At 67.9% G+C, this 20,395-nt stretch carries 23 protein-coding genes; 15 read left to right on the forward strand and 8 right to left on the reverse strand.

The window, feature by feature from the left end:
* On the forward strand, window positions 1-364 hold a 364-nt coding region (locus Q0309_RS04940), incomplete at its 5' end, for a type II toxin-antitoxin system Phd/YefM family antitoxin (protein WP_299438068.1).
* 87 nt (window positions 365-451) lie between these two features.
* Here the strand turns inward: Q0309_RS04940 and thpR are convergent.
* Window positions 452-988 (reverse strand): RNA 2',3'-cyclic phosphodiesterase, encoded by a 537-nt coding sequence (gene thpR / locus Q0309_RS04945; protein ID WP_299438070.1) that lies wholly within the window; start codon window positions 986-988, stop codon window positions 452-454.
* Window positions 967-1,668 carry an arylesterase gene (locus Q0309_RS04950; RefSeq protein ID WP_299438072.1) on the reverse strand — a complete coding sequence of 234 codons (702 nt, stop codon included), beginning with the start codon at window positions 1,666-1,668 and terminating at the stop codon, window positions 967-969. Before Q0309_RS04950 ends, thpR begins: the two co-directional genes overlap by 22 nt.
* On the opposite strand from Q0309_RS04950, the gene Q0309_RS04955 reads away from it, so the two are divergent.
* The 8 genes from Q0309_RS04955 (at window position 1,667) to Q0309_RS04990 (ending at window position 8,452) form a co-directional block, all read left to right on the forward strand.
* Window positions 1,667-2,380, forward strand: coding sequence for an ABC transporter ATP-binding protein (locus tag Q0309_RS04955; protein WP_299438074.1), 714 nt, complete (start codon window positions 1,667-1,669; stop codon window positions 2,378-2,380). The two genes, Q0309_RS04950 and Q0309_RS04955, sit on opposite strands and share 2 nt — an antisense overlap.
* A 169-nt stretch (window positions 2,381-2,549) precedes the next feature.
* Window positions 2,550-2,837, forward strand: coding sequence for a hypothetical protein (locus Q0309_RS04960; protein WP_299438076.1), 288 nt, complete (start codon window positions 2,550-2,552; stop codon window positions 2,835-2,837).
* A 79-nt stretch (window positions 2,838-2,916) separates the two neighbouring features.
* Entirely contained in the window at window positions 2,917-3,306 is a 390-nt protein-coding gene (locus Q0309_RS04965) for a hypothetical protein (protein ID WP_299438078.1), read from the forward strand.
* 111 nt (window positions 3,307-3,417) lie between these two features.
* A complete protein-coding gene (locus Q0309_RS04970) occupies window positions 3,418-5,952 on the forward strand; it encodes an FtsX-like permease family protein (protein ID WP_299438080.1) in 2,535 nt (844 codons plus the stop codon).
* A gap of 53 nt (window positions 5,953-6,005) precedes the next feature.
* Entirely contained in the window at window positions 6,006-6,884 is an 879-nt protein-coding gene (locus Q0309_RS04975) for a DUF3800 domain-containing protein (RefSeq protein ID WP_299438082.1), read from the forward strand.
* Between the two features lie 337 nt (window positions 6,885-7,221).
* Window positions 7,222-7,644, forward strand: coding sequence for a nucleoside-diphosphate kinase (gene ndk / locus Q0309_RS04980; protein ID WP_299438084.1), 423 nt, complete (start codon window positions 7,222-7,224; stop codon window positions 7,642-7,644).
* Between the two features lie 133 nt (window positions 7,645-7,777).
* Entirely contained in the window at window positions 7,778-7,927 is a 150-nt protein-coding gene (locus Q0309_RS04985; protein ID WP_299438086.1) for a hypothetical protein, read from the forward strand.
* Between the two features lie 69 nt (window positions 7,928-7,996).
* A complete protein-coding gene (locus Q0309_RS04990; protein WP_299438088.1) occupies window positions 7,997-8,452 on the forward strand; it encodes a hypothetical protein in 456 nt (151 codons plus the stop codon).
* Window positions 8,453-8,477: 25 nt separating this feature from the next.
* On the opposite strand, the gene Q0309_RS04995 is transcribed toward Q0309_RS04990, so the two are convergent.
* Both Q0309_RS04995 and Q0309_RS05000 read right to left on the reverse strand, forming a co-directional pair.
* Window positions 8,478-9,557, reverse strand: a complete 1,080-nt coding sequence (locus tag Q0309_RS04995; RefSeq protein ID WP_299438090.1) for a TIGR01620 family protein — start codon at window positions 9,555-9,557, stop codon at window positions 8,478-8,480.
* A complete protein-coding gene (locus Q0309_RS05000) occupies window positions 9,554-10,930 on the reverse strand; it encodes a YcjX family protein (RefSeq protein ID WP_299438092.1) in 1,377 nt (458 codons plus the stop codon). The genes Q0309_RS04995 and Q0309_RS05000 overlap by 4 nt, the downstream gene beginning before the upstream one ends.
* Window positions 10,931-11,565: 635 nt before the next feature.
* Between Q0309_RS05000 and Q0309_RS05005 the strand changes: the two genes are divergently transcribed.
* The gene (locus Q0309_RS05005; RefSeq protein WP_299438094.1) at window positions 11,566-12,186 is read left to right on the forward strand and encodes a hypothetical protein; all 621 of its coding nucleotides are present in this window, start codon (window positions 11,566-11,568) and stop codon (window positions 12,184-12,186) included.
* A 10-nt stretch (window positions 12,187-12,196) separates the two neighbouring features.
* Here Q0309_RS05005 and Q0309_RS05010 read toward each other — a convergent pair whose 3' ends face one another.
* The 3 genes from Q0309_RS05010 to Q0309_RS05020 form a co-directional block, all read right to left on the reverse strand.
* Window positions 12,197-12,526: a hypothetical protein gene (locus tag Q0309_RS05010; RefSeq protein ID WP_299438096.1), complete on the reverse strand. Its 330-nt coding sequence runs from the start codon at window positions 12,524-12,526 to the stop codon at window positions 12,197-12,199.
* Between the two features lie 531 nt (window positions 12,527-13,057).
* Window positions 13,058-13,636: a nitroreductase gene (locus Q0309_RS05015; RefSeq protein ID WP_299438099.1), complete on the reverse strand. Its 579-nt coding sequence runs from the start codon at window positions 13,634-13,636 to the stop codon at window positions 13,058-13,060.
* A gap of 98 nt (window positions 13,637-13,734) precedes the next feature.
* The gene (locus Q0309_RS05020; RefSeq protein WP_299438101.1) at window positions 13,735-15,156 is read right to left on the reverse strand and encodes a methyl-accepting chemotaxis protein; all 1,422 of its coding nucleotides are present in this window, start codon (window positions 15,154-15,156) and stop codon (window positions 13,735-13,737) included.
* A gap of 347 nt (window positions 15,157-15,503) precedes the next feature.
* Here Q0309_RS05020 and Q0309_RS05025 point away from each other — a divergent pair, with 347 nt between their 5' ends.
* Window positions 15,504-16,016: a disulfide bond formation protein B gene (locus tag Q0309_RS05025; protein ID WP_299438103.1), complete on the forward strand. Its 513-nt coding sequence runs from the start codon at window positions 15,504-15,506 to the stop codon at window positions 16,014-16,016.
* Window positions 16,013-16,645 carry a demethoxyubiquinone hydroxylase family protein gene (locus Q0309_RS05030; protein ID WP_299438105.1) on the forward strand — a complete coding sequence of 211 codons (633 nt, stop codon included), beginning with the start codon at window positions 16,013-16,015 and terminating at the stop codon, window positions 16,643-16,645. Before Q0309_RS05025 ends, Q0309_RS05030 begins: the two co-directional genes overlap by 4 nt.
* On the opposite strand, the gene Q0309_RS05035 is transcribed toward Q0309_RS05030, so the two are convergent.
* Complete coding sequence (locus tag Q0309_RS05035) at window positions 16,646-17,299, reverse strand: alpha/beta hydrolase (RefSeq protein ID WP_299438107.1); 654 nt, start codon at window positions 17,297-17,299, stop codon at window positions 16,646-16,648.
* Window positions 17,300-17,857: 558 nt separating this feature from the next.
* Between Q0309_RS05035 and cysE the strand changes: the two genes are divergently transcribed.
* From cysE to Q0309_RS05050, 3 genes are all read left to right on the forward strand, one after another.
* Window positions 17,858-18,676, forward strand: a complete 819-nt coding sequence (cysE, locus tag Q0309_RS05040) for a serine O-acetyltransferase (RefSeq protein ID WP_299438109.1) — start codon at window positions 17,858-17,860, stop codon at window positions 18,674-18,676.
* Between the two features lie 93 nt (window positions 18,677-18,769).
* Window positions 18,770-19,231 carry an Rrf2 family transcriptional regulator gene (locus tag Q0309_RS05045; protein WP_299438111.1) on the forward strand — a complete coding sequence of 154 codons (462 nt, stop codon included), beginning with the start codon at window positions 18,770-18,772 and terminating at the stop codon, window positions 19,229-19,231.
* A gap of 28 nt (window positions 19,232-19,259) precedes the next feature.
* Window positions 19,260-20,360: a cysteine desulfurase family protein gene (locus Q0309_RS05050; protein ID WP_366940563.1), complete on the forward strand. Its 1,101-nt coding sequence runs from the start codon at window positions 19,260-19,262 to the stop codon at window positions 20,358-20,360.
* Window positions 20,361-20,395: the final 35 nt, after the last annotated feature.

A 20,395-nucleotide genomic window follows, 5' to 3' on the forward strand; every position in this document is an offset into this window, starting at 1 on the left:
ATCGATTCAGAACTTTCGCGCGTTGTCACGCCCTAATTCACCCGATTGCCCTGCCCCGCCCGCACTCGACCCGCGCCTGCCGATGCTCTATATGACCATGGAGATGGTCAGGAGGATGGGTATGGGCGCGATCACTCTGGCGGATGCCAAGGCACATCTGAGCGCACTGATCGACCGCGTCGAGGCGGGCGAGTCCATCGACATCACCCGGCGTGGCAAGCCGGTGGCTCGACTGACGGCCGCGGCGAACCCACGCCAGCCGATTGATGCCGCCAGGCTTCGGGCCGTGACGGCGACGCTGCCGCCGCAGGCCGAAGCCTCCGCCGATCTGGTGCGGTCGATGCGGGACGGCGATCGGGCGTGATGTTGTGGGGGTGGCGTCCGAGCGGTGGGCGCCAGCCGGCTCGTCGACCCGCGCGACCGTTGGCGGTGACCTGGGACCATGGTGTCCCTACGACCCCAGCCCGTACCGCTCCATCACCTCGTATTGCGCACCGTCGCGGGTCAGGTGGCTCTGGTAGAGCACGACCTCCTCGGCGGTGAAGGGCGGAAAGGCGCGCGCGTTGTGGGCGCCGATGAACCCCTCCAGCCGCGCCCGGTCGGGGTTCTTCAGCCGCGCCAGCGTGACGTGCGGCAGGAACTTGCGCGTCTCCTTCGGGAAGCCGGCGCGCATCACGGCGCCCTCCACCGCCTCGTGCAGGCGCACCAGGGCCGGGTCCTTATCCGCCCCCACCCACACTGCGTGCACCCGCCTGCCCTGGCCGAAGGTGCCGATGCCCTGCAGCCGCACCGGCGCCGGCGGCGCGCGCAGGCTGGCCAGTTCGGCGTCCAGGTCCTCGGCCTCGGCCCGGTTCACGTCGCCGATGAAGCGCAGCGTCAGATGCAGGTTGTCGGCCTCCACCCAGCGCGCGCCGGGCAGACCGATGGCCAGCGCCGCCAGTTCGGCGCGCAGGGGCTCTGGGGGCTCTAGTCCGATGAACAGCCGCATGGGTCGGCCTTGTGCAGAAGCTCTTCGACCTTTGGCAGGATATTGTCCACCATCACCGCCACGCCCTCGGCCGTGGGATGGATTCCGTCCGCTTGGTTGAGCGCCGGGTCGGCCGCCACGCCCTCCAGGAAGAACGGGTAGAACAGAACCGCCGTGCGTTCGGCGACCTCGGGGAAGACGGCGTTGAAGGCCTCGCCGTAGTCGCGCCCCAGGTTGGGCGGCGCCTTCATGCCGGCGATCAGCACCTGGATTTCCTCTGATTTCAGGCGGCGGACGATGGCCGTCAGGTTCTCGCGCGTCTGCTCGGGGTCGAGCCCGCGCAGGCCGTCGTTGCCGCCCAGAGCAACGATGGCGGCGTCGGGCTCCTCGGCCAGCACCCAGTCCAGCCGCGCCAGCCCGCCGGCCGTGGTGTCGCCGGAAGCCCCGGCGTTGAGCACCGTGACGGCGTGGCCCGCCTCCCGCAACGCGGCTTCCAACTGCACCGGAAACGCCTTGTCCTGGGGCAGGTTGTAGCCGGCGGTCAGGCTGTCGCCCAGCACCAGCAGGCGCGGATCCTCGGCCCAGGCCGGGGCGGGTGCGACCAGCGCGAGTGCCAGCGCCGCCGGGAGCGCTTTGAACCAGCGGGACCGATGCCCATATGCGGGCCGTGTCCTCCAAAACCAAAGGCGTGCCAAGCTCATGACGGACTCCCAGACGGCCCCGCCGATCCTCCGCCTGCGCGGCCTCGACCTGACCCTGACGGGTCCGGCCGGCGCGGTCAACATCCTGCGCGGCGTCGACCTGGACGTGCCCCAGGGGCAGGCCGTGGGCCTCGTGGGGCCGTCCGGCGCCGGCAAATCCAGCCTGCTGATGGTCGTCGCCGGCCTGCAACGGCCGACGGCGGGCACGGCGCAGGTCGCCGGCCACGACCTGAACGCGCTGGACGAGGACGCCCTGGCCCGCTTTCGTCGCGATCATGTGGGGGTTGTCTTCCAGGGCTTCCACCTCATCCCCACCATGACGGCCGAGGAGAACGTGGCCGTGCCGCTGGAGTTCGCCGGCCGCCGCGATGCCTTTGACGTCGCAAGGGCGCAGTTGGAGGCCGTCGGGCTGGGCCACCGCCTGGGGCACTACCCGGGCCAGCTCTCCGGCGGCGAGCAGCAACGGGTGGCCCTGGCCCGCGCCTTCGCGCCCGGTCCGCGCCTTCTGCTGGCCGACGAACCCACCGGCAACCTGGACGGGGAGACCGGCCGGCTGGTCATGGACCTGCTGTTCCGCCGGCACGACGAGCAGAAGACGACGCTGATGCTCATCACCCACGATCTGGCGCTGGCCGGGCGCTGCGACCGCATCGTGCGCATCGCCGACGGCCGCATCGCCGAGGACCGCTCGGCCCGCGAGGCGGCGGCGTGAGGGCATGACCCGAGAGACGTTTGCCATTTGGCCCAAAGGGCGCCGCGCCCGGCATGGCGCTTTGCACCGCTGTTTTCGCGAAAACCCTCTTGCGGTACTCCGATTTCCCTCCAATTATTAGCCTTGTCCGCGCTGCCTGTCAGGGCGCTCTTGTGCTGGAAGACACATCATGACCAAGACTCGCGTTCAGTTCGACCTTTCGCCCGAGCGGCTGTCGGAACTCGATCACCTCATGGAGGTGTGCGGCTTCGACACCCGCAAGGAGTTGTTCAACAACGCCCTGTCGTTCTTCGAGGCGGTGGTCGAGGAGGCCCGCAAAGGCAACGACATCGCCGCCGTCAACGAGGACGCCAAGACCTACAGCAAGCTCGTCCTGCCAGCGCTGGTCCGGGTGGCGCGCACCGGGCAGCGGGAGCGAGTATCGTCGGGGGAGGACCGGGTCGTCGCGCACGGGTGACGGGCAAGAAAGGGCTTGCCCGACTCCCCCGCGCCATGCAGGCTCACGCCTCCGAAGACACCAAAAACAGGCGGGCCGGATGTTCCCCAACCTGTTGCGCCCGACCCGGCCGACCGAGGTGGTGCCCAAGGACTTCATCGACCTGGAGCGCATCCGGGTGCTGGAGGACCACAAGACACGCCACCAGACCATCCGGCTGGCCTTCATCCTTGGCCTCGTCAACGCGGTCGTCGGCCTGGGGTTCGGAGGCATCGGCTTGGCCCTAGTGGCGTTGGCCGGAGATGCCGCCTCCAGCATCATCACGTTTGGTGATGTTTCCGTGGAAACCGCGAGTGTTGGCGTCGGCTGCGTTGTGATTGGCGCCGGGGCGTTCGTGGTGTCGCTGCGGTCGGTCCTGGCGGTCTTGAAGGTCGCGTCAAACGGAGATGCCCCGCCGGGGATCGACCGCTCCCAGCCGGACGATGCCTGATCAACCGTCTTGGCCTGCTGGATGGCCCAGCCGGCCCTACAGGACCCGGTGGCGCGCCCCCACATCGAAGGTTCATCTCCATCCTGTCCGCTGCGTCGCGGTGACTCGCCCATGCCCCACGCCATTCCCCTCTCCCTCCGGCTGGCCCTGCGCGAGATGCGCGGCGGCCTGTCGGGCTTTCGCGTTCTGGTCGCCTGTCTGGCCTTGGGCGTGTTCGCCATGGCCGCCGCCGGGTCCATGACCCGAGCCATCCACGCCGGTCTGGAGGCCGACGCCCAGGCGCTGCTGGGCGGTGATCTGGAGGTGGAGCGGCGCTACCAGCCGCCGAACGCCGAGCAGATGGCCCTGATGCGGGAGATCGCCACGGTCGCCCGCACCGTCGACATGCGGGCCATGGCCATCGTCCCCGACGAGGAAGGCGGGCGGGCGCTGGTCGAGCTGAAGGCGGTGGACGACGCCTATCCCCTCTACGGGACAATGGACCTGACCGGCGGCGGGTCCCTGGTCGACGCGCTGGCGCGGCGCGATGGCACCTGGGGCGCGGTGGCGGATCCGAACCTGTTGTCCCGCCTGGGGCTGTCGGTGGGCGATCGCGTCCGGGTCGGCGACGCGACCGTTGTCCTGCGCGACACCATCGCCCGCGAGCCGGACCGGGTGGCGAGCCTCTTTTCTCTCGGCCCGCGCCTGATGATCCACCACGAGGCGCTGCCGGCCACCGGTTTGATCCAGCCGGGTAGTCTGGTGACCCATGACACGATGCTGCGCGCCGACAAGGGTGTGCCGCCCGAGGCGATCCGCGCCCGCCTGACCGAGGCGTTCCCCGAGGCCGGTTGGCGTCTGCGCGGCACCGACCAAGCGGCGCCCGGCCTGACGGTGTTCCTGGAGAACCTGACGCTCTACCTGACCCTGGTGGGGCTGACGGCGCTGCTGGTGGGCGGCATCGGCGTGGCCAACGCCACCCGGGCGTATCTTCAGGGGCGGCTGACCACCATCGCCACGCTGAAGTGCCTGGGGGCGCCGGCCGGCGTGATCTTCCGTGTCTACCTGATCCAGATCAGCGGGCTGGCCCTGCTGGGCGTGGCCATCGGGCTGGCCGCCGGGATCGCCGCGCCGTTCGTGGCCGAGGCGCTGTTCGGGGCGTGGCTGCCGGTGCGGGCGCGGGTGGCGGTCTATCCCGAACCGGCGATGCTGGCGCTGGTGAGCGGCGCGCTGGTGGCGCTGGTCTTCGCCGTCTGGCCGCTGGCGCGGGCGCGCGACATCCCGGCGTTGGCGATCTTTCAGGGCGCGCTGGCGGCGGCCGGCCGCTGGCCCCGGCGGCGTTATCTGGCGCTGCTGGTGGCGGCGCTGGCGGCGCTGGTGGCGGTGACCGTGCTGGGCGCCGAGGACCGCCGCTTCGCCGCCGTGTTCGTGGCCGGCGCGGCCGGGGCGCTGGGGCTGTTCGGGCTGGCGGCATTGGGCGTGCGCCTGCTGGCCCGCCGCTCGGCGCGGCTGGCCCGTGGCCGGCCGGGCCTGCGGCTGGCGCTGGCCAACCTGCACCGGCCGGGATCGGCCACCGCCTCGGTTGTGCTGTCGCTGGGGCTGGGGCTGTCGGTGCTGGTGATCGTCGCCCTGATCCAGGGCAACCTGGCGCGCCAGATCGACGACCGCCTGCCGCGCGAGGCCCCGTCGTACTTCTTCATCGACATCCAGCCGCACCAGTTGGAGGGCTTCAAGGCCGTGCTGGCGGAGGCCGAGGGGGTTGGTCGCACGCAGTTCGCCGACATGGTGCGCGGGCGGATTACGCGCCTTGACGGGGTGCCGGCGGCCGAGGCGGAGGTGCATCCGGACGCCCGCTGGGCGCTGCGCGGCGACCGGGGTTTCACCACCGGGGACGCGCCGCCCGAGAACGCGACCATCGTTCGGGGCGACTGGTGGCCGGCGGGCTACGACGGGCCGCCGCTGTTCTCGCTGCCCGAGGATCTGGCCGACGGCTTCGGCCTGGAGATCGGCGAGACGCTGACGGTCAACATCCTCGGCCGCGAGATCACCGGCGAACTGGCCAACACGCGCAAGGTCGACTGGGGCTCGCTGCGCATCAACTTCACCTTCATGGTGTCGCCGAACGCCCTGGCCGGGGCGCCGCGCACCTGGATCGCCACCGTGCGGGTGGACGACGCCCACGAGGCGGCGCTGGAGCGCGCGGTGACCGACGCCTACCCCAACGTCTCGGCCATTCGCGTCAAGAGCGCCCTGCAAAGCGTGCGCGGGATTCTGGAGACGGCGGCCCGGGCCATCACGGCGGCGGCGGCGGTGACCCTGGTGGCCGGGGCGCTGGTGCTGGCCGGGGCCTTCGCCGCCGGGCACGCGCGGCGGGTTTATGAATCGGTGGTGCTGAAGGTGGTGGGGGCGACGCGCGGGGCGTTGCTGCGCGGGTATCTGCTGGAATACGGCCTGCTCGGACTGGCCACGGGGCTGATCGCCGCCGGGGTCGGCACCGCCGGGGCCTGGGCCGTGGTGGTGTTCGTCATGCGGGGCGCGTGGGTGTTCCTGCCGGATGTGGTGCTGGCGACCCTGGTGGCCTGCGTGCTGCTGACGCTGGCGGCGGGGTATGTGGGCACCTGGCGGGCGCTGAGTGCGTCGGCCGCGCCACACCTGCGCAATGAGTGAGCCGGACGGCCCGTGCCGCTTGCTGAGAGCCGCACCACTTGGTAAGCGGGGGTATGAGTTGGCTCTTTTTCATCGACGAGAGCGGTCACGATCATAAAACGACACCCCTTGAGGTCAGGGGTGGCGTGGCTCTGCACATCAGCAAGCTTTGGAGCTTCATCCAGGGATGGCAGCGCCTTGAGCGGGATGCTTTTGGGGTTGATCTGCGAACCGTCGGCAAGGAAGCGAAAGGGCACAAACTTCTCGACAAGGATCGAATTCGCTGGAGCAGGCAAACGCCGCCGATGCCGGCCGCCGAACGCCGGAAACACGCCCAACAATTCCTGCAAAAAGGGCAAAACAAAGAAAGACCGACGAGCAGTGAGTTCGCCGCCTATGGGCAAGCTTGCATTGAGATGGCTCGCGGGGTTTTTGATCTGCTCCTTAGTCACGAAGCAAAGGTGTTTGCGTCTGCGATTCGGAGAGGCGTCAAGCCGCCTAGAAACCTTGAATATGCGGACTACCTGCGCAAAGACCACGTCTTCCTATTTGAGCGTTTTTATTATTTTCTTGAAAATAAAAAAGACCATGGCCTTATTGTAATGGATGAGACAGAAAAGAAACTCGACAAGAAATTCGTTTCTCGGATGGAGGCTTATTTCACGCGAACTGCGACAGGTCGCAACAGGACTTACTGGATTGTTCCCGCTCCCCTCTTTGTATCCTCTGACATGACATATGCCGTTCAAGCGGCCGATATCTGTCTTTATACGATTAACTGGGGATTCCGCGTCCCCTTGTGGGGGGATTTGAAGCAACGCGATGATATTGCCTCGGAGTTTGGGCCAAAACTGCGACGCCTACAGTGGGAAGGCGACGGATTTCGGAACGGGCAGACCTTTCGGTCATACGGCATCGTCTTCGTACCGGACCCTTTCGAAAGCCGCTCCTGAAACGAAAAAGGAGGCAATGCTCCCACCGATCACCACGCAGGGCTTTCAGCAGGACCGAGCCTCCAATTCCTAAGTGGCACAGTGCCTGCCCGGCGTCAAGCGTGGCTCTGTGTTCGAATGTCGCGTCCACAGTGGTTCGGCTGTGGCGCCCCCGGTCCTGGCCAGCGCATTGGGCTCATTCCTTTCGGCACAGCATCCGCCCCGTTGCCATCACGCGCCCAAGGGATTATAAGGCGCGCGCCCGGGCGGGAGCCGTTTCCGTCCGTCGGGTGCGATCGCGCGCCGCACAGTCCACCCCGGTCCGCCTCACCGCCCTCAGACACAGCAGGAAACCCCGATGGCCATCGAACGCACGCTTTCGATCATCAAGCCCGACGCCACCCGCCGCAACCTGACCGGCGCCATCAACGCCCGCTTCGAGGAGCGCGGCCTGCGCATCGTCGCGCAGCGGCGCGTCCGCCTTACCCAGGAGCAGGCGGAGGGCTTCTACGCCGTCCACAAGGAGCGCTCGTTCTTCGGCTCCCTGGTGGGCTTCATGTGCTCCGGCCCCGTGGTGGTGCAGGTGCTGGAAGGCGAGAACGCCGTTGCCCTGAACCGCGAGATCATGGGCGCGACCAACCCGGCCAACGCCGACGCCGGCACCATCCGCAAGGACTTCGCCGAGTCGATCGAGGCCAACTCGGTGCATGGCTCCGATTCGCCGGAGAACGCGGCCAAGGAAATCGCCTACTTCTTCGCCGAGGTCGACATTGTCGGCTGACAGCCGCGGTCATTGACACCCGACATCGTGGCCATGGCCACCCCGTGTTCCACGAACAGCCGACCGGCGGATGAGACGGCCTCACCCGCCGGTTGTGTCTTTGCGGGCAGAAAGCCCAGCACGCGATTTCCTCATGAGCAAGTGGAAAACCGGCATGGGCCACACCCGCGTCATCATTGACGTCAAGGCCGGCAAGACTGACGACGACACGACCTTCACATTTTACCAAGGCACCCTTCCGGCTGTCATCCCGGTGAAAAAACGGAAAAGCTCAAGGATATAAAATTCGGGGACCTGTCAGAAAAGAAGCCGAGGCGCTGGAAATTCGACCAGTTCAAAGAGGAGCCCGCCCGTGACACCGATCCGCGCCATCGCCGCCGCGCTGCCGTTTCTCTGGCTGCTGGGGGTCGGCTGCGACAGGCTGAACGCGGCCGACATCATTCCCTGTCTCGAGGAGGCCTACGGACGGGACGCTGTCGTGCGCCTTGATGATCGGAACGCGCGGGTGTTCCTGGTCTGGCCCGCAGAGCGGAACCTCGACACGACAGGTGTGCTGGCCTTCGTTCACGATGCCGACACCTGCTTTCGGCCGCATCCCGACTGGGCGGAGACCTACAGCGTCAGCCTGTTCTCCGCCCGGCGGTTCGCCGGATACAAGACGGAGCCGGATATCCTGCCGCTGGTGAAAGACGGCACCTGGATACCGGCCTACCTCGCCGAGTTCGACCGGGGTTCGCGGACCCTGACCTTTCACCCCGCGCGTGGCGCCCGAACGGTGGACGTGTCTCGCAGGCTCGCGGACTGGTGACGAAAGCTGGACGGCCCGCGCCGTCCTACCCCTGCGTCAGGGTGTGCCACATCCCCTTGCGCTCGTCCGGCTCGAACGGCAGCGGGCGGCAGGTCTCGATGGCCCTGGCGCCCAGGCGCATGGCGCGGATGCCGGAGATCGAGCCCTCGGCGAAGCGCGCCGAGATCTTCTCGGCCAGCCCACCGCCCAGGGTGTTGGCGACGATGTCGCCGGTGGGATCGGCGGCCACGGCGATGGCCGCGCTGACCACGACCTGCTTGGTCAGGACCAGGGTGGCCATGCCGCTCGGCCGCAGGCCGTAGACCTCGGCGATCCGGCGCACCATGACGGTGCTGCGCCACAGCACGATCGCCACGTCCAGCGCCGGGTGCGGCGCCACCGCCGTTGCCCCCATCACCGCCAGCGAGTTGGCGCGCACGACGCGGCGCGCCTCCTGGTCCAGGGGGGCCAGCACGGCGCTTCGGAACTGCTTCATGATCGCGTCGTTCTCGGTCAGGCCCTGGGTGCGCTGGCCGAACGCCTTCACCAGCTCCGGCCGGCGCGCGCCCACCATCGACAGCATCGGCTGCAGGGTGCGGCGCAGGCGGGCGGCGGAATCGTGCTGCAGCGATTGCGCCAACGCCGCGCGGAAGCGGCCGACCTCGCCCAGCCGGCGGATGGCGCGCAGTTCGATCATCGTGGCGGAGATCAGCGCGGTGGCGAAGGCGACGACCAGGGCCGTCAGCGCGGCGCCGCCGATCCAGTCGCCGGACCAGATGTCCACCAGGGCGCGACCGGTGTCGTACAGCAGGAACGCGGCGGCCGTGATCACGAACAGCCACACGACGCGGCCCCAGCGCGAGGGGCGCTCCGGCGGTGGCGCGGCGACCTCGTCGGCGGACGTCGCCGCCACCGGGGCCGACGACCCGGCGTCGCGCGCCTGTTGCGTCGTCTCGAACGCCGCCGTGGAGGCCTCGGCCTCGGCCGCCAGGCGGGGATCGGGGCGGGAGGGTTCGCGCGGTGCCACCAGGGCCGGGTCGATCACGCCCGGCTGGCGGGGTGGCGGCTCGGCCTTCTGGGATCCCTGGCGCGGCGCGCCCTTGAGCGGCGGACGGCGGTCGTTCATCGCAGGTCCTCCCCGATCAGGAAGTTCATGATCTCCGGCATCCTGAGGGTGGGAAAGCCGCCGTGGCGCCAGCCCGGGTCCGGACGCGGCTGGAAGTCCCAATAGCGATAGTTCAACGCGGCCCAGTCGGGCGGGAAGTCCAGCGGGATGGCGCCGGGCTCCAGCGGCGTGTCCTCGGTGTCGCCGGGGCGGCGGCCGAGCAGGATCTCGCGGCCGTTGTCGCTGCGCCGGGTGTCGCGCGTGGCCCGCACGGCGGCCAGGGACGAGACGTCGATATCGGCGGCGGTCTTGATGGCGTTCTTCTCGTCCAGCACGTGCAACATGCGCCGCGTCAGGTTTTCCAGGTGCAGGCGGTCGCCCCGGATGACGTGGTCGGCCTTGGTGGCGGCGAACAGCACGCGCGAGATGCGCCGGCCCATCAGCCAGCCCAGCAGGCTGTTCTTGCCGTGGCGGAAGCTCTCCAGGATGTTGGCCAGGGCCTCGCTCATGTCGTCGAAGGCTTCCTGGCCGTCGTTGAGGGCGGTCAGCGTGTCCACCAGCACGATCTGGCGGTCCAGGCCGGCGAAATGCTTGCGGAAGAAGGCCCGCACGACCTTCGTCTGGTAGTCCTGGAACTTGGCCCGAAAGGCCGTGTGCAGGCTGCCCGGCGGCGCCTTGGTGCCCAGGTTGGGCAGCGGGCAGAAGCGCAGCACCGACGCACCCTTCAGGTCCGCCGGATGCAGGAACCGGCCCGGCTGCAGGTAGCGCAGGCGCGCCTCGGAGCAGGCGCGCAGATAGTCGGTGTACAGCGCTGCCGCCTGCTCGGCCCATTCCTCGTCGTGGTCGGCGCCGGGAGCGCGGGCACTGACGAAGGCCAGCCAATCGCGCGCCAGCTCGGCGCGGCTGCCGCGCGTCGCCTGGGCGACCATGGCCGCCGACCAAGCCTCGAAGTCCTGGCCCAGCATGGGCAGGTCGACCAGCCACTCGCCGGGATAGTCGACGATCTCAAGCTGTAGGGTGGCGTCGGTCATGCCGAACTGGGCCGCCGCGTTGGCGCCCAGGCCCTCCGCCCGCTTGAACCGGATGTCGACGCGGATGCGCGAGATGCCGCGTGTCGGCTCCGGCCACTGCGGCGACTCGCCGGTCAGGGCATCGACGGCCCTGCGGTAGGGAAACTCGGGCACGGTCGCGTTGGCGTCGTGGCGCAGCATGGCGCCCACCAGCCGCCCCTCGTCGAACGGGTCGAAGCCGCGCAACGGGCTTTCCTCGGCCGTCGGATCGGCGCGCAGCAGGTTGTGCAGCAGGGATGTCACGAACACGGTCTTGCCGGCCCGCGACAGCCCGGTCACGCCGAGATAGATGCGTCGCGCCAGCAGGTCTTGCAGGGTCTTCAAGGGTCCGTTCCTTTTGGTTCGATGCGCCCGCCGGTCCCGAACCCGCGCGAGCCGCGCGGGAGTCTAGGTCCAGCGCCGAGCAGGGTCCAAACAAATCAGAGTCCGCGCCACCGTGGCGACGATTTGCGCACCGGGAACGCGCCACACCAATGCAAGGTTGCCATGTTTGTCACGCGACGGTCTTCGACGCGATCGCGCCCGGCGGCGCCCCAGGCCTCCCGGCACCCTGCATCGCGTTTCTTAACTGTCTGATTTTCTGATACGAATGGTCAGGTTGGGCATCATCGATCGGTGAGGTTGTGTTGCCATGACGTCCCGTGTCATGGTATTGGCTGGATCAGGAAACGCGGAAGGCGTTGGGTGCCTTTTCGGGCTTCAGATCCGGTCGATTGCGACTCGAGGCGGGTGAAATGGTCCTGCTGTGTGGCCCGAGGCAGACAGCCCCGCGATGCGGCGGTTGAGAAGGTGACATTGGCCTGAGCCCCGGGCTTCATTCGCCACAAAAATGCCGGAGCGAAGGGATGCGTCTCAGGTGGCCTCAGAGGCCCGACCGGAAGCTCGGCAGACTTGTCGCGATTTTTTTTGTCATCCTTGCGACCGTGGCGTCGGGATCCGGCCGCGCGGAAAGGGCACACATGATCAATGGCGAGACGGATATGGACGTTGTTTCCATTCAAGGCGGAGTTACCTTCAATGGTCTCCCTTTGAAAGACGGTGCGTCACTAGAGACCGGTGGTGATATAGAAACCGTACAGGACGCGTCCGAAGTTCTGGCCCGCGTCGGCCAGGAGGGGTATTTCCTTGTTCGCGACGGTTCAACAACGCTTCGGCTTGGCGCGGATGCTGACGCGGACATTGGCGGGCTTCCGATGGACTTCGCCACCCCCGGCGTCAGCAACAGCTTCTACTTCAATGTCAATAGTGGTGTTCTTGTGGTGGCAATTTCAAGGCCACAGCAGAAAAGAAAACGGGACTTCCTCATTTCGACATTGGATGCCGAGATTGTCCTCGGATCGGGCGGCGTCTTCATTCATGTCAAAGATAACAGCACCTACATATATAGCCAGACATCCGCGGCGGCTCTCAGGGCTCCCTTACAGGCCGCCCAGAACACAGGGTGGGCCTCCGAGTTGACGCCGGGATCATTCGTACGCATTGTGGATGGGGCAATCGATGAAAGCTACACGCCCACGGCGGAAGATGTCACGTCGGCAAGGGACTTGGTAGAGCGCATTGAAGGGAGACTCGAGCGCTAATCAAAAAAATTCATGCCTCTCTGTGGATTGACTTGACCCCAGTGAAGCTGACCAAGCCGCCCATTTGTGTTTTGAATTTTGTGCCCGGGTAAGTGCCTGTTTTTTTGTCTCCCCCTCGAAACCCCTGACCCCATGGGTCGCACACTGCCGCAATGCTCCCCCATTGATCGACGTCGTTCGCGTCTCCAGCCGCTCGCCCAATCACAACGAAAGCATGATCCCCGCCGGTTAGCGACATCCAGTCGATAGGCCTGACCCCCTTATCGTATAAATAAATAAAGGCGACTGCAGAAAATTCGCCGCAGTTTCCGCAGCTATTTTTCGCGGCAGTCTCTGCCATGAACCTGATTCTTTGGAGCATACCTGTTGTTGAGCCTCGCAAAAAAACCTGTATTTTCGGGCGGACCACATCATATACACATTTATCCACCTCGGTCTTCAACGGTTCGCATCTTCTTGCGGATCGTCCGAACCGTCCGACACAGTGTTCCCAACTGCGGGCAGCCGAGCTATATTGGTCCCAGTTCGCGCCATCCATCTTTTTTGTTTTCAAGACATGCGTACATGCCGCTTGTGACCATTTCAGCGCCTCAGGTAGCCGTTTGACCTGTAAAGGCATTGGACCCTCCAAAACGGGACTCGAAAACGATCCAAACAGTCAAAGCGAGGGCAGATCCTGTTCGTGCGCATCACGCATGGGGTGCGGCCAAAACAGGCCGATGCCCCGACGCTATTAAACCATAAGGATTTCAAGTGGGCGCGTCAATAATTCTTGAGAGAGTCGCCGCGCTGACACACGAAATGAGGGTCAATTGCTCGCGTCAAGAATGCGTGATGGCGGCGCAAGGTTCGACCTGATGGCGGTGCGGCGTTACGCGCCAGGCCAAAACCTGACGAACCCCGCCGGGTCGGGGCGGGACTTGCGCCGACCGTCGGCCTCCGGGGCGCGCGTGCCGACATGGACGAAGCCGACGATGTGATCGGTGGCCTCCAGGCCCAGTTCGGCCTTGACGCGGGCGCTGTAGGCCGGCTTGCCCGTGACCCAGACGGCGCCGTAGCCCATGTCGTGGAAACACGCCTGGATGACGTAGGCGCACAGGCCGCCGCTGACCACCTGCTCGACCTCGGGCACCTTGGGGTGGGCGCGGGGCGAGACCGTGACCACCAGCAGCAGCGGCGAGCGCAAGGGTCCGTCGCGGCGCTTGGCGATCTCCTCCTCGGGAGCATCGGGGGTTTCGGCCAGCAGGTCGGCGACGAAGGCCTCGCTCAGGCGGCGCTGCCCGGGCTCGCGCACCACGAGGAACCGCCACGGGCGGATGGCGCCGTGTTCCGGCACGGCCACCGCCGCGCGCAGCACCTCGGCCAGTTCGTCGTCGGTGGGGCCGGGGTGCGTCAGGTCCTTCGCCGAGGTGGATTCGCGGCGTTGCAGGCGTTCGACAAGCGTGGTCATGGCGGACGGATCCCAAACGGCAGGGGAGCGGGTGTCGGTGCCCCAGACCATCAAGCCTTTGCCGCCGTCGTGTCCAGGGCGCCGTGCCCAAGGGCGCCCTACGCCGCCTCTTTCTGCGAGACCTTGTGCGACTGGATGACGCCTTCCAGGTCCGCGGCGATCCGCGCCAGCTCGTTGATCGAGGTCTGGACGTTGGCCATCGCGGCGGTGTTGGTCTGAACGGAGTCGCTGATCTGCTGAATGCCGGACGCCATGTCCTGGACGGTGGTCGAGGCTTGGTGAATGCTCTCGGCCGAGCCGCTGCTGCCCTGGCTGGCCTGGGACAGGTTGGTGGCCACCTCGGTGATGACTGACTTCTGCTGCGAGACCATGGAACTGATGTCGTTCACGGCGTTGGAGACCGTGGCGATGATGCCGTTGACGGTGTCGATCGCCGCCACCGCCTTGTCGCTAATGGCCTGCATTCCGCTGATTTGAGCGACGATCTGGTCCGCCGAGGTGGCGCTTTGATTGGCCAGGGTCTTGACCTCGCCGGCGACCACCGCGAAGCCCTTGCCGGCGTCTCCGGCGCGCGCCGCCTCGATGGTGGCGTTCAGCGCCAGCAGGTTGGTCTGCGCGGCGATGTCCTTGATGACGTTCGTGACCTCGCTGGTCTTGGCGGCCGACGCGCCCAGTTCCTTCATGATCGTGGTGGCCTGGTCCGCCTCGTGCGACGCCTCGGTGGCCAGGCGGGTGCCGTTCTGGGTGTTGTCGGAGATGCTGTCGATGGATCGGTTGGTCTCCTCCATGGCGGCGGCGATGCCGTCCAGGTTGGTGGACACCTGCTCGGCCGCGCTGGCGACGCCGGTGATCATGCGTGTGGTTTCCTCCATCGCGGCGGCCAGGGACTGGGCCTGCGACGAGGTTTGTTCGGTCGTTCCGGCGATTCGGGTGGCCGCCTCCGACAGCGTGGACGCGGATGAGGAAATGGACCGCGCGTAGCCGGCGATGCGCTCCATCAAGGCGTCGAGCGCAAGCTTGGTGGTCACGTCCTGCACCACCTCGATGTGGCCGATGCGATTGTTGTTGAGGTCCGTCAGGTAGTGCGTGTCTACGGTGAAGTCCATGTTCCACTGGTTGAATTTGGTCTTCTGCTGGCCCCGCCGCAGGCAGGCCACGCCGCAGTTCTCGGTCTGGCAGATGTTGGCGCCCCAGTTGTGGCATTGCATCCCACGTAGCTCCGACCGTTTCTTGCCGAGCATGTCCTCGACCACCTTGTTGACGAACGTCCACCGCATGTCGGAGTCGGTCACCGACAGCGGCAACGGCACGCTGTCGAGGATGCCTTCGTACCAGTGAAACGTCTCCCGCGCCGCCTTGTTCGCCCGCCAGGCCAGCACGGCGGCGGCGAGGATCAGCACCGTCGAGACGAGGGCCGGGATCGCGCCCGGGGCCAGCAAGGCGCCGACGAGGTTCGCCACGACGGCCAGTGCCAGCAAGACGGCCAGAACCGACATTGTTTTGCTGAAAGACGTGCCCATTGATCCGGTCCCCCCTCTTCGGCGTCGCAAACTTGAAGCAAAAAACAGCGGCGCGCCGCCCGACGCGGGCCGGGCGATTTGTGAACGAACGATGTCGCACACGTCCAGTCTTTCGTCAACCGAAACGAAAGAACGAGACACCCTGCATTGGTCATAGGTGGGTCCGAGCGCCAACAGCCCTTGTCTTAAGGCAAACTTAAGACTCTTCTGGCGGGGCTCTTGGCCTGCCCTTCGGGGAACCGGACCGGGCCTGGCCCTCGCGCGGCGCGCCCTTGCGCCGCCGCGGCGGAAAGGCTCATATCCTGCCCATGCCCGCCAACACACCCGCCACGGATACCGTTCCGCAGATGACATCCCGCCGTCCTCGCGTCGTCCCGCTCCTGTTTCTCGTCGCCAGTCTGGTCCTGTTGCTGGGGGCGCTGGTCATCGAGCACGTCATGGGCATCGCCCCTTGCATCCTGTGCCTGTACCAGCGGATCCCGCCGGCCGTGGCCGTGCCGCTGGCCGCGCTGGCCCTGTGGCCGCGCGTGCCGGCCGCCTGGGCGCGGCGCCTGACGGTGATGGTAGCCCTGGTGTTCGTGGCCGGCGCGGTGCTGGCCGGATACCACGTCGGCGTCGAACAGCACTGGTGGGCGGGCACCGCCCAGTGCGGCGGCGACGCGGCGGCGCCGCCCGACCTTTCAACCGACCTGACCGCGTTGCGGCGCGCCCTGGAGGCGCCGGAGGTGGTGCCGTGCGACGCCATCCCGTGGTCGTTTGTTGGCATTTCCTTGGCCGGATACAATATGATTGGATCGATGGGTCTGGCGGTCCTGGGCCTGTGGGCCGCCGGCCGCCGCGCGCTTTGGAGGGAGTCATGACCGACACCACGCCCCCCGCCACCAACGATGACGCCACCAACGACGACGCCCGATCCGTCGGCGCCGGCCCCTCCCGCCGCACGCGGGTCCGCCGTCGCCTGCCGGGCGACCGGACCTCGCGCGAAACCCTGGAGCGGATGATCCGGGTCGACCAGGCCGGCGAATACGGCGCCGTCCGCATCTACGAAGGCCAGATGGCCGTTCTCGGCAATCGCACCGCGAACGCGGCGGCCCTGCGCCACATGCGCGACCAGGAGCAGGTGCACCTGGACACCTTCAACGACCTTGTGCGCCAGCGCCGCGTGCGCCCCACCGCGATGGCGCCGGTCTGGCACGCCCTGGGCTTCGCGCTCGGTGCCGGCTCGGCGTTGCTGGGAGAAAAGGGTGCCATGGCCTGCACGGTGGCCGTCGAAGAGGCCATCGAGAAACACTACCAAGCCCAGGCCGACGCCATGGCCGACGACGAGGCCGACCTGCGCGAGACGGTGCTGCGCTTCCGCGACGAGGAACTGGAACACCGCGACATCGGCCTGCGCAACGGCGCGGAGCAGGCGCCCGCCTATCCGCTGCTGTATGCCTTCGTCAAAGCCAACTCGCGGTTGGCGATCTGGGTGTCGGAGCGGGTGTAGTCAGCCCGGCCGGATGCGGTCCATGTTGGCGCCAAGGTAGGTGTCGACGGTCTCGCCCAGCGCCTCAAGGTGATCGGCGAAGAAGTGGTTGGCGCCCGGCACCACGGCGTGGTCGACCGTGATGGTCTTCTGCGCCGATAGCTTGGCCGCCAGCTTGGCGACCGAGGCGTCCGGCACGATCTCGTCCTTGTCGCCGTGCACGATCAGTCCCGAGGAGGGGCACGGGGCCAGGAACGTGAAGTCGTACCGGTTGGCGGGCGGCGCGACGGCGACGAAGCCGCTGATCTCCGGCCGGCGCATCAGAAGCTGCATTCCGATCCAGGCGCCGAAGGAAAACCCGGCCACCCAGCAATGGCCGGCGTCGGGGTTGACCGCCTGCAGCCAGTCGAGCGCGGCGGCGGCGTCGGACAACTCGCCCTGGCCATTGTCGAAGTCGCCCTGCGAGCGCCCCACCCCCCGGAAGTTGAACCGCATGACCGAGAAGCCGCGCCGCGAGAACACATGGTGCAACGTATAGACCACCTTGTTGTTCATGGTGCCGCCCTGCTGCGGGTGCGGATGCAGTACCAGCGCGATCGGACCGTTGGGAACCCTGCTGTGATGATAGCGGCCTTCCAGGCGGCCCTCGGGGCCGTTGAAGATAACGTCGGGCATGGGATGCGGAACATTCCGTCTCAAGAGGGGACCAGGGCCACGGCCCACGGCGGGGATCGATTTAACTAGAAATTGCGGGCATCGGACTCGGGTATCGCTCTGGCGGTTGCGGCGTCGCCTCGGACGCCCGGTGGCGCCCCGGGTGGCTGCGAACGTTCATTGCAGTTGCAACGGCTTCGGCGCCGTCCGGGGCCAGCGGGGAGAAAAGTCTTTGGAGTCCGGTGCGGGCCGTTTCTTGACCGGGTTTCTCGGATACCATACACTCCTCCCGAGGCGCCGTCCGGTGCCGGACGGAAGTGGCGGGCTACGCAGACTGGACGCACTAGACAGACTGGACGCAACGAAACCGTCCGCCATATGGTGCAGGCAGGGCACCAGTGCCCGGATCGCCGGACCTCAGGGGGTCTGAGGGGATCGTGAGGATCCGGGGGCTCCGGGCGGCCGACGGCCGGGTGACGGTCCCGGGAGCGGCCTGGGACTTGTTTGGCCGGCGGGGTGAGCTGGGGGCGCAAGCCCGGCAGCACCTTAGCACGAGTCACCGCGAGGATTTCAAGCGCCATGCCGTTCGCCAGACTCAGGGAAGACATCAGGACGATCCTGGAGAAGGACCCCGCCGCGCGGTCCGCTCCGGAGGTTCTGTTCTGTTATCCCGGTCTGCACGCCGTGCTGTTCCACCGCCTGTCGCACCCGCTGTGGCAACGCGGCTGGCGGTTCCTGCCGCGCCTGATCTCGCACATCGCCAAGGTTTTCACGGGGGTGGAGATCCATCCCGGGGCGACGCTGGGCCGGCGGCTGTTCATCGACCACGCGACCGGCGTGGTGATCGGCGAGACGGCTGAGGTTGGCGATGACGTCACCCTGTATCACGGGGTCACCCTGGGCGGCACGTCCCTGCACAACGGCAAGCGCCACCCCACCCTGAGCGACGGCGTCATCGTCGGCTCGGGGGGGCAGGTGCTTGGCCCCATCACCATCGGCCCGGAGGCCCGCGTGGGCGCCAATGCCGTGGTGCTGTCCGACGTTCCATCCGGCGCCACCGTGGTCGGCATCCCCGCCCGCGTCGTGCGGCGCGACCGCGTCGACGCCGAACACCACTGCGAGTTCCAGGCCTATGGCACGCCGACCGACGGAATCACCGACCCGGTGGCCCGGGCCATTACCGGCCTGACCGACCGGATGGGCCGGCTGATGGCCCGCGTCGACGAGCTGGAGCGCCAGTTGGCCGAGTCGAGGGACCCGGACCGCATCGAGATCGGGACACGTGGCACCGCGCCGGACGACGACGACCATCATCCAACAATTCCGCTGCGGCTCGACGGCGGTAGCGAGTCCGCCGCCGATCCTGCCGCGCGTGAGCGCCGGGTCGCCGGGGGATAGGGGCGCGGTCCGGCACCGTGATCAGAGGCAAGGTGTCAGAGGCAAGGGATGGCGGCGCGTGGGCCGGCCATCCAGGCAGAAGGAGAGAGAGGGTTGAGGCTCAGCACCAAGGGCCGTTATGCGGTGATGGCGATGGCCGATTTGGCGGTTCACTCGCAGAACCGGCCGGTGGCGTTGGCGGACATCGCCGAGCGCCAGGAGATCTCGTTGTCGTACCTGGAGCAGCTGTTCGGCCGCCTGCGCAAAGGCGGGCTGGTCAAGAGCGTGCGCGGCCCGGGCGGCGGATACATGCTGTCGCGCCCCGGCGCGGATATCCGCATCTCCGACATCATCCTTTCGGTGGATGAGCCGATCCAGACCACGCGCTGCTCGCCGGGCACGCCGGCCGGCTGTCACAACAACAAGGGGCGCTGTCTGACGCACGACCTGTGGGAAGAGCTGGCCAACCAGATCTATCTGTACCTCAGTTCGATCTCGCTGGAAGACGTCACCGAGCGCCGGGTTCTGGGCACCAGCGGCCTGATCCAGGGGTTCGAGTCCTCGGCCGCCCAGTAGTCGGGTCGCCCAGGCCAGGCCGTCCCCCGTGGTGCCGCCCGCCGCCGTCTACCTGGATCACAACGCCTCGGCCCCGCTGCGGCCCGAGGCCGCCGAGGCCATGCGCGCGGCGCTGGACGTCACCGGCAACCCTTCTTCCGTGCATTCCCACGGCCGCCGCGCCCGCGCCCTGATCGAGGACGCGCGCGAGGCGGTGGCCGCCCTGGTCGGCGTGGCGCCGGGCCGCGTCGTGTTCACTGGCGGCGGTTCCGAGGCCAACGCGCTGGCCCTGACCGGGCTGGGCGACGGGCCGCGCCTGTGCTCGGCCGTGGAGCACGACTCCGTGCTGGCCTGGGTGCCCGAGACGAGCCGGCTGCCGGTGGACGCCGCCGGGGTGCTCGACCTGGCGGCGCTGGAGCGCGCGCTGACCGCCGCGCCGGGGCCGGGCCTGCTCTCCCTCATGCTGGCGAACAACGAGACCGGGGTGCTGCAGCCGGTGGGCGAGGCCGCGCGGCTGGCCCGCGCCGCCGGCTGGCGCGTGCATTGCGACGCCGTGCAGGCGCCGGGGCGGGTGGGGGAGGTGTCTCCGGACGCGCTCGGCGTGGACCTGATGACCCTGTCGGCGCACAAGCTGGGCGGCCCGGCCGGCGTGGGGGCGCTGGTGGTGGCCGACGGCCTGACGCTGGCGCCGCTGGTGCGTGGCGGTGGGCAGGAACGCGGCCGGCGGGCCGGCACTGAGGCCATGGTGGGGGTGGCGGGGTTCGGCGCCGCCGCGCGGGCGGTGGCCGAGGCCGGCGCGGCCGAGGCGGCGCGACTCGCCCTCCTGCGCGACCGGCTGGAGGCCGGGTTGCGGGCCGCCTGCCCCGAGGCCGTGATCCACGGCGCCGCCGTCGCGCGCCTGCCCAACACCACCTGCCTCGGCCACCCCCGGATTTATGCCCCCATGCTGCTGATGCGACTCGACCTGACCGGCGTGTCGGTGAGCGCGGGGGCGGCCTGCTCGTCAGGCAAGGTGACCCCGTCGCACGTGCTGCGCGCCATGGGCCTGGACGACGCCGCCGCCAGCCGCGCGGTGCGCCTCAGCCTGGGATGGTCAACCACCGAGGCGGACGTGGACCAGTGCGTGCGGGTGTGGGCGGAGGTGGGGTAGGCGAGCAGGGGGTTGGGCGATAACTCAGAATTATG

It is taken from the genome of uncultured Rhodospira sp. (genome assembly GCF_937138205.1).
Lineage (GTDB): Bacteria > Pseudomonadota > Alphaproteobacteria > Rhodospirillales > Rhodospirillaceae > Rhodospira.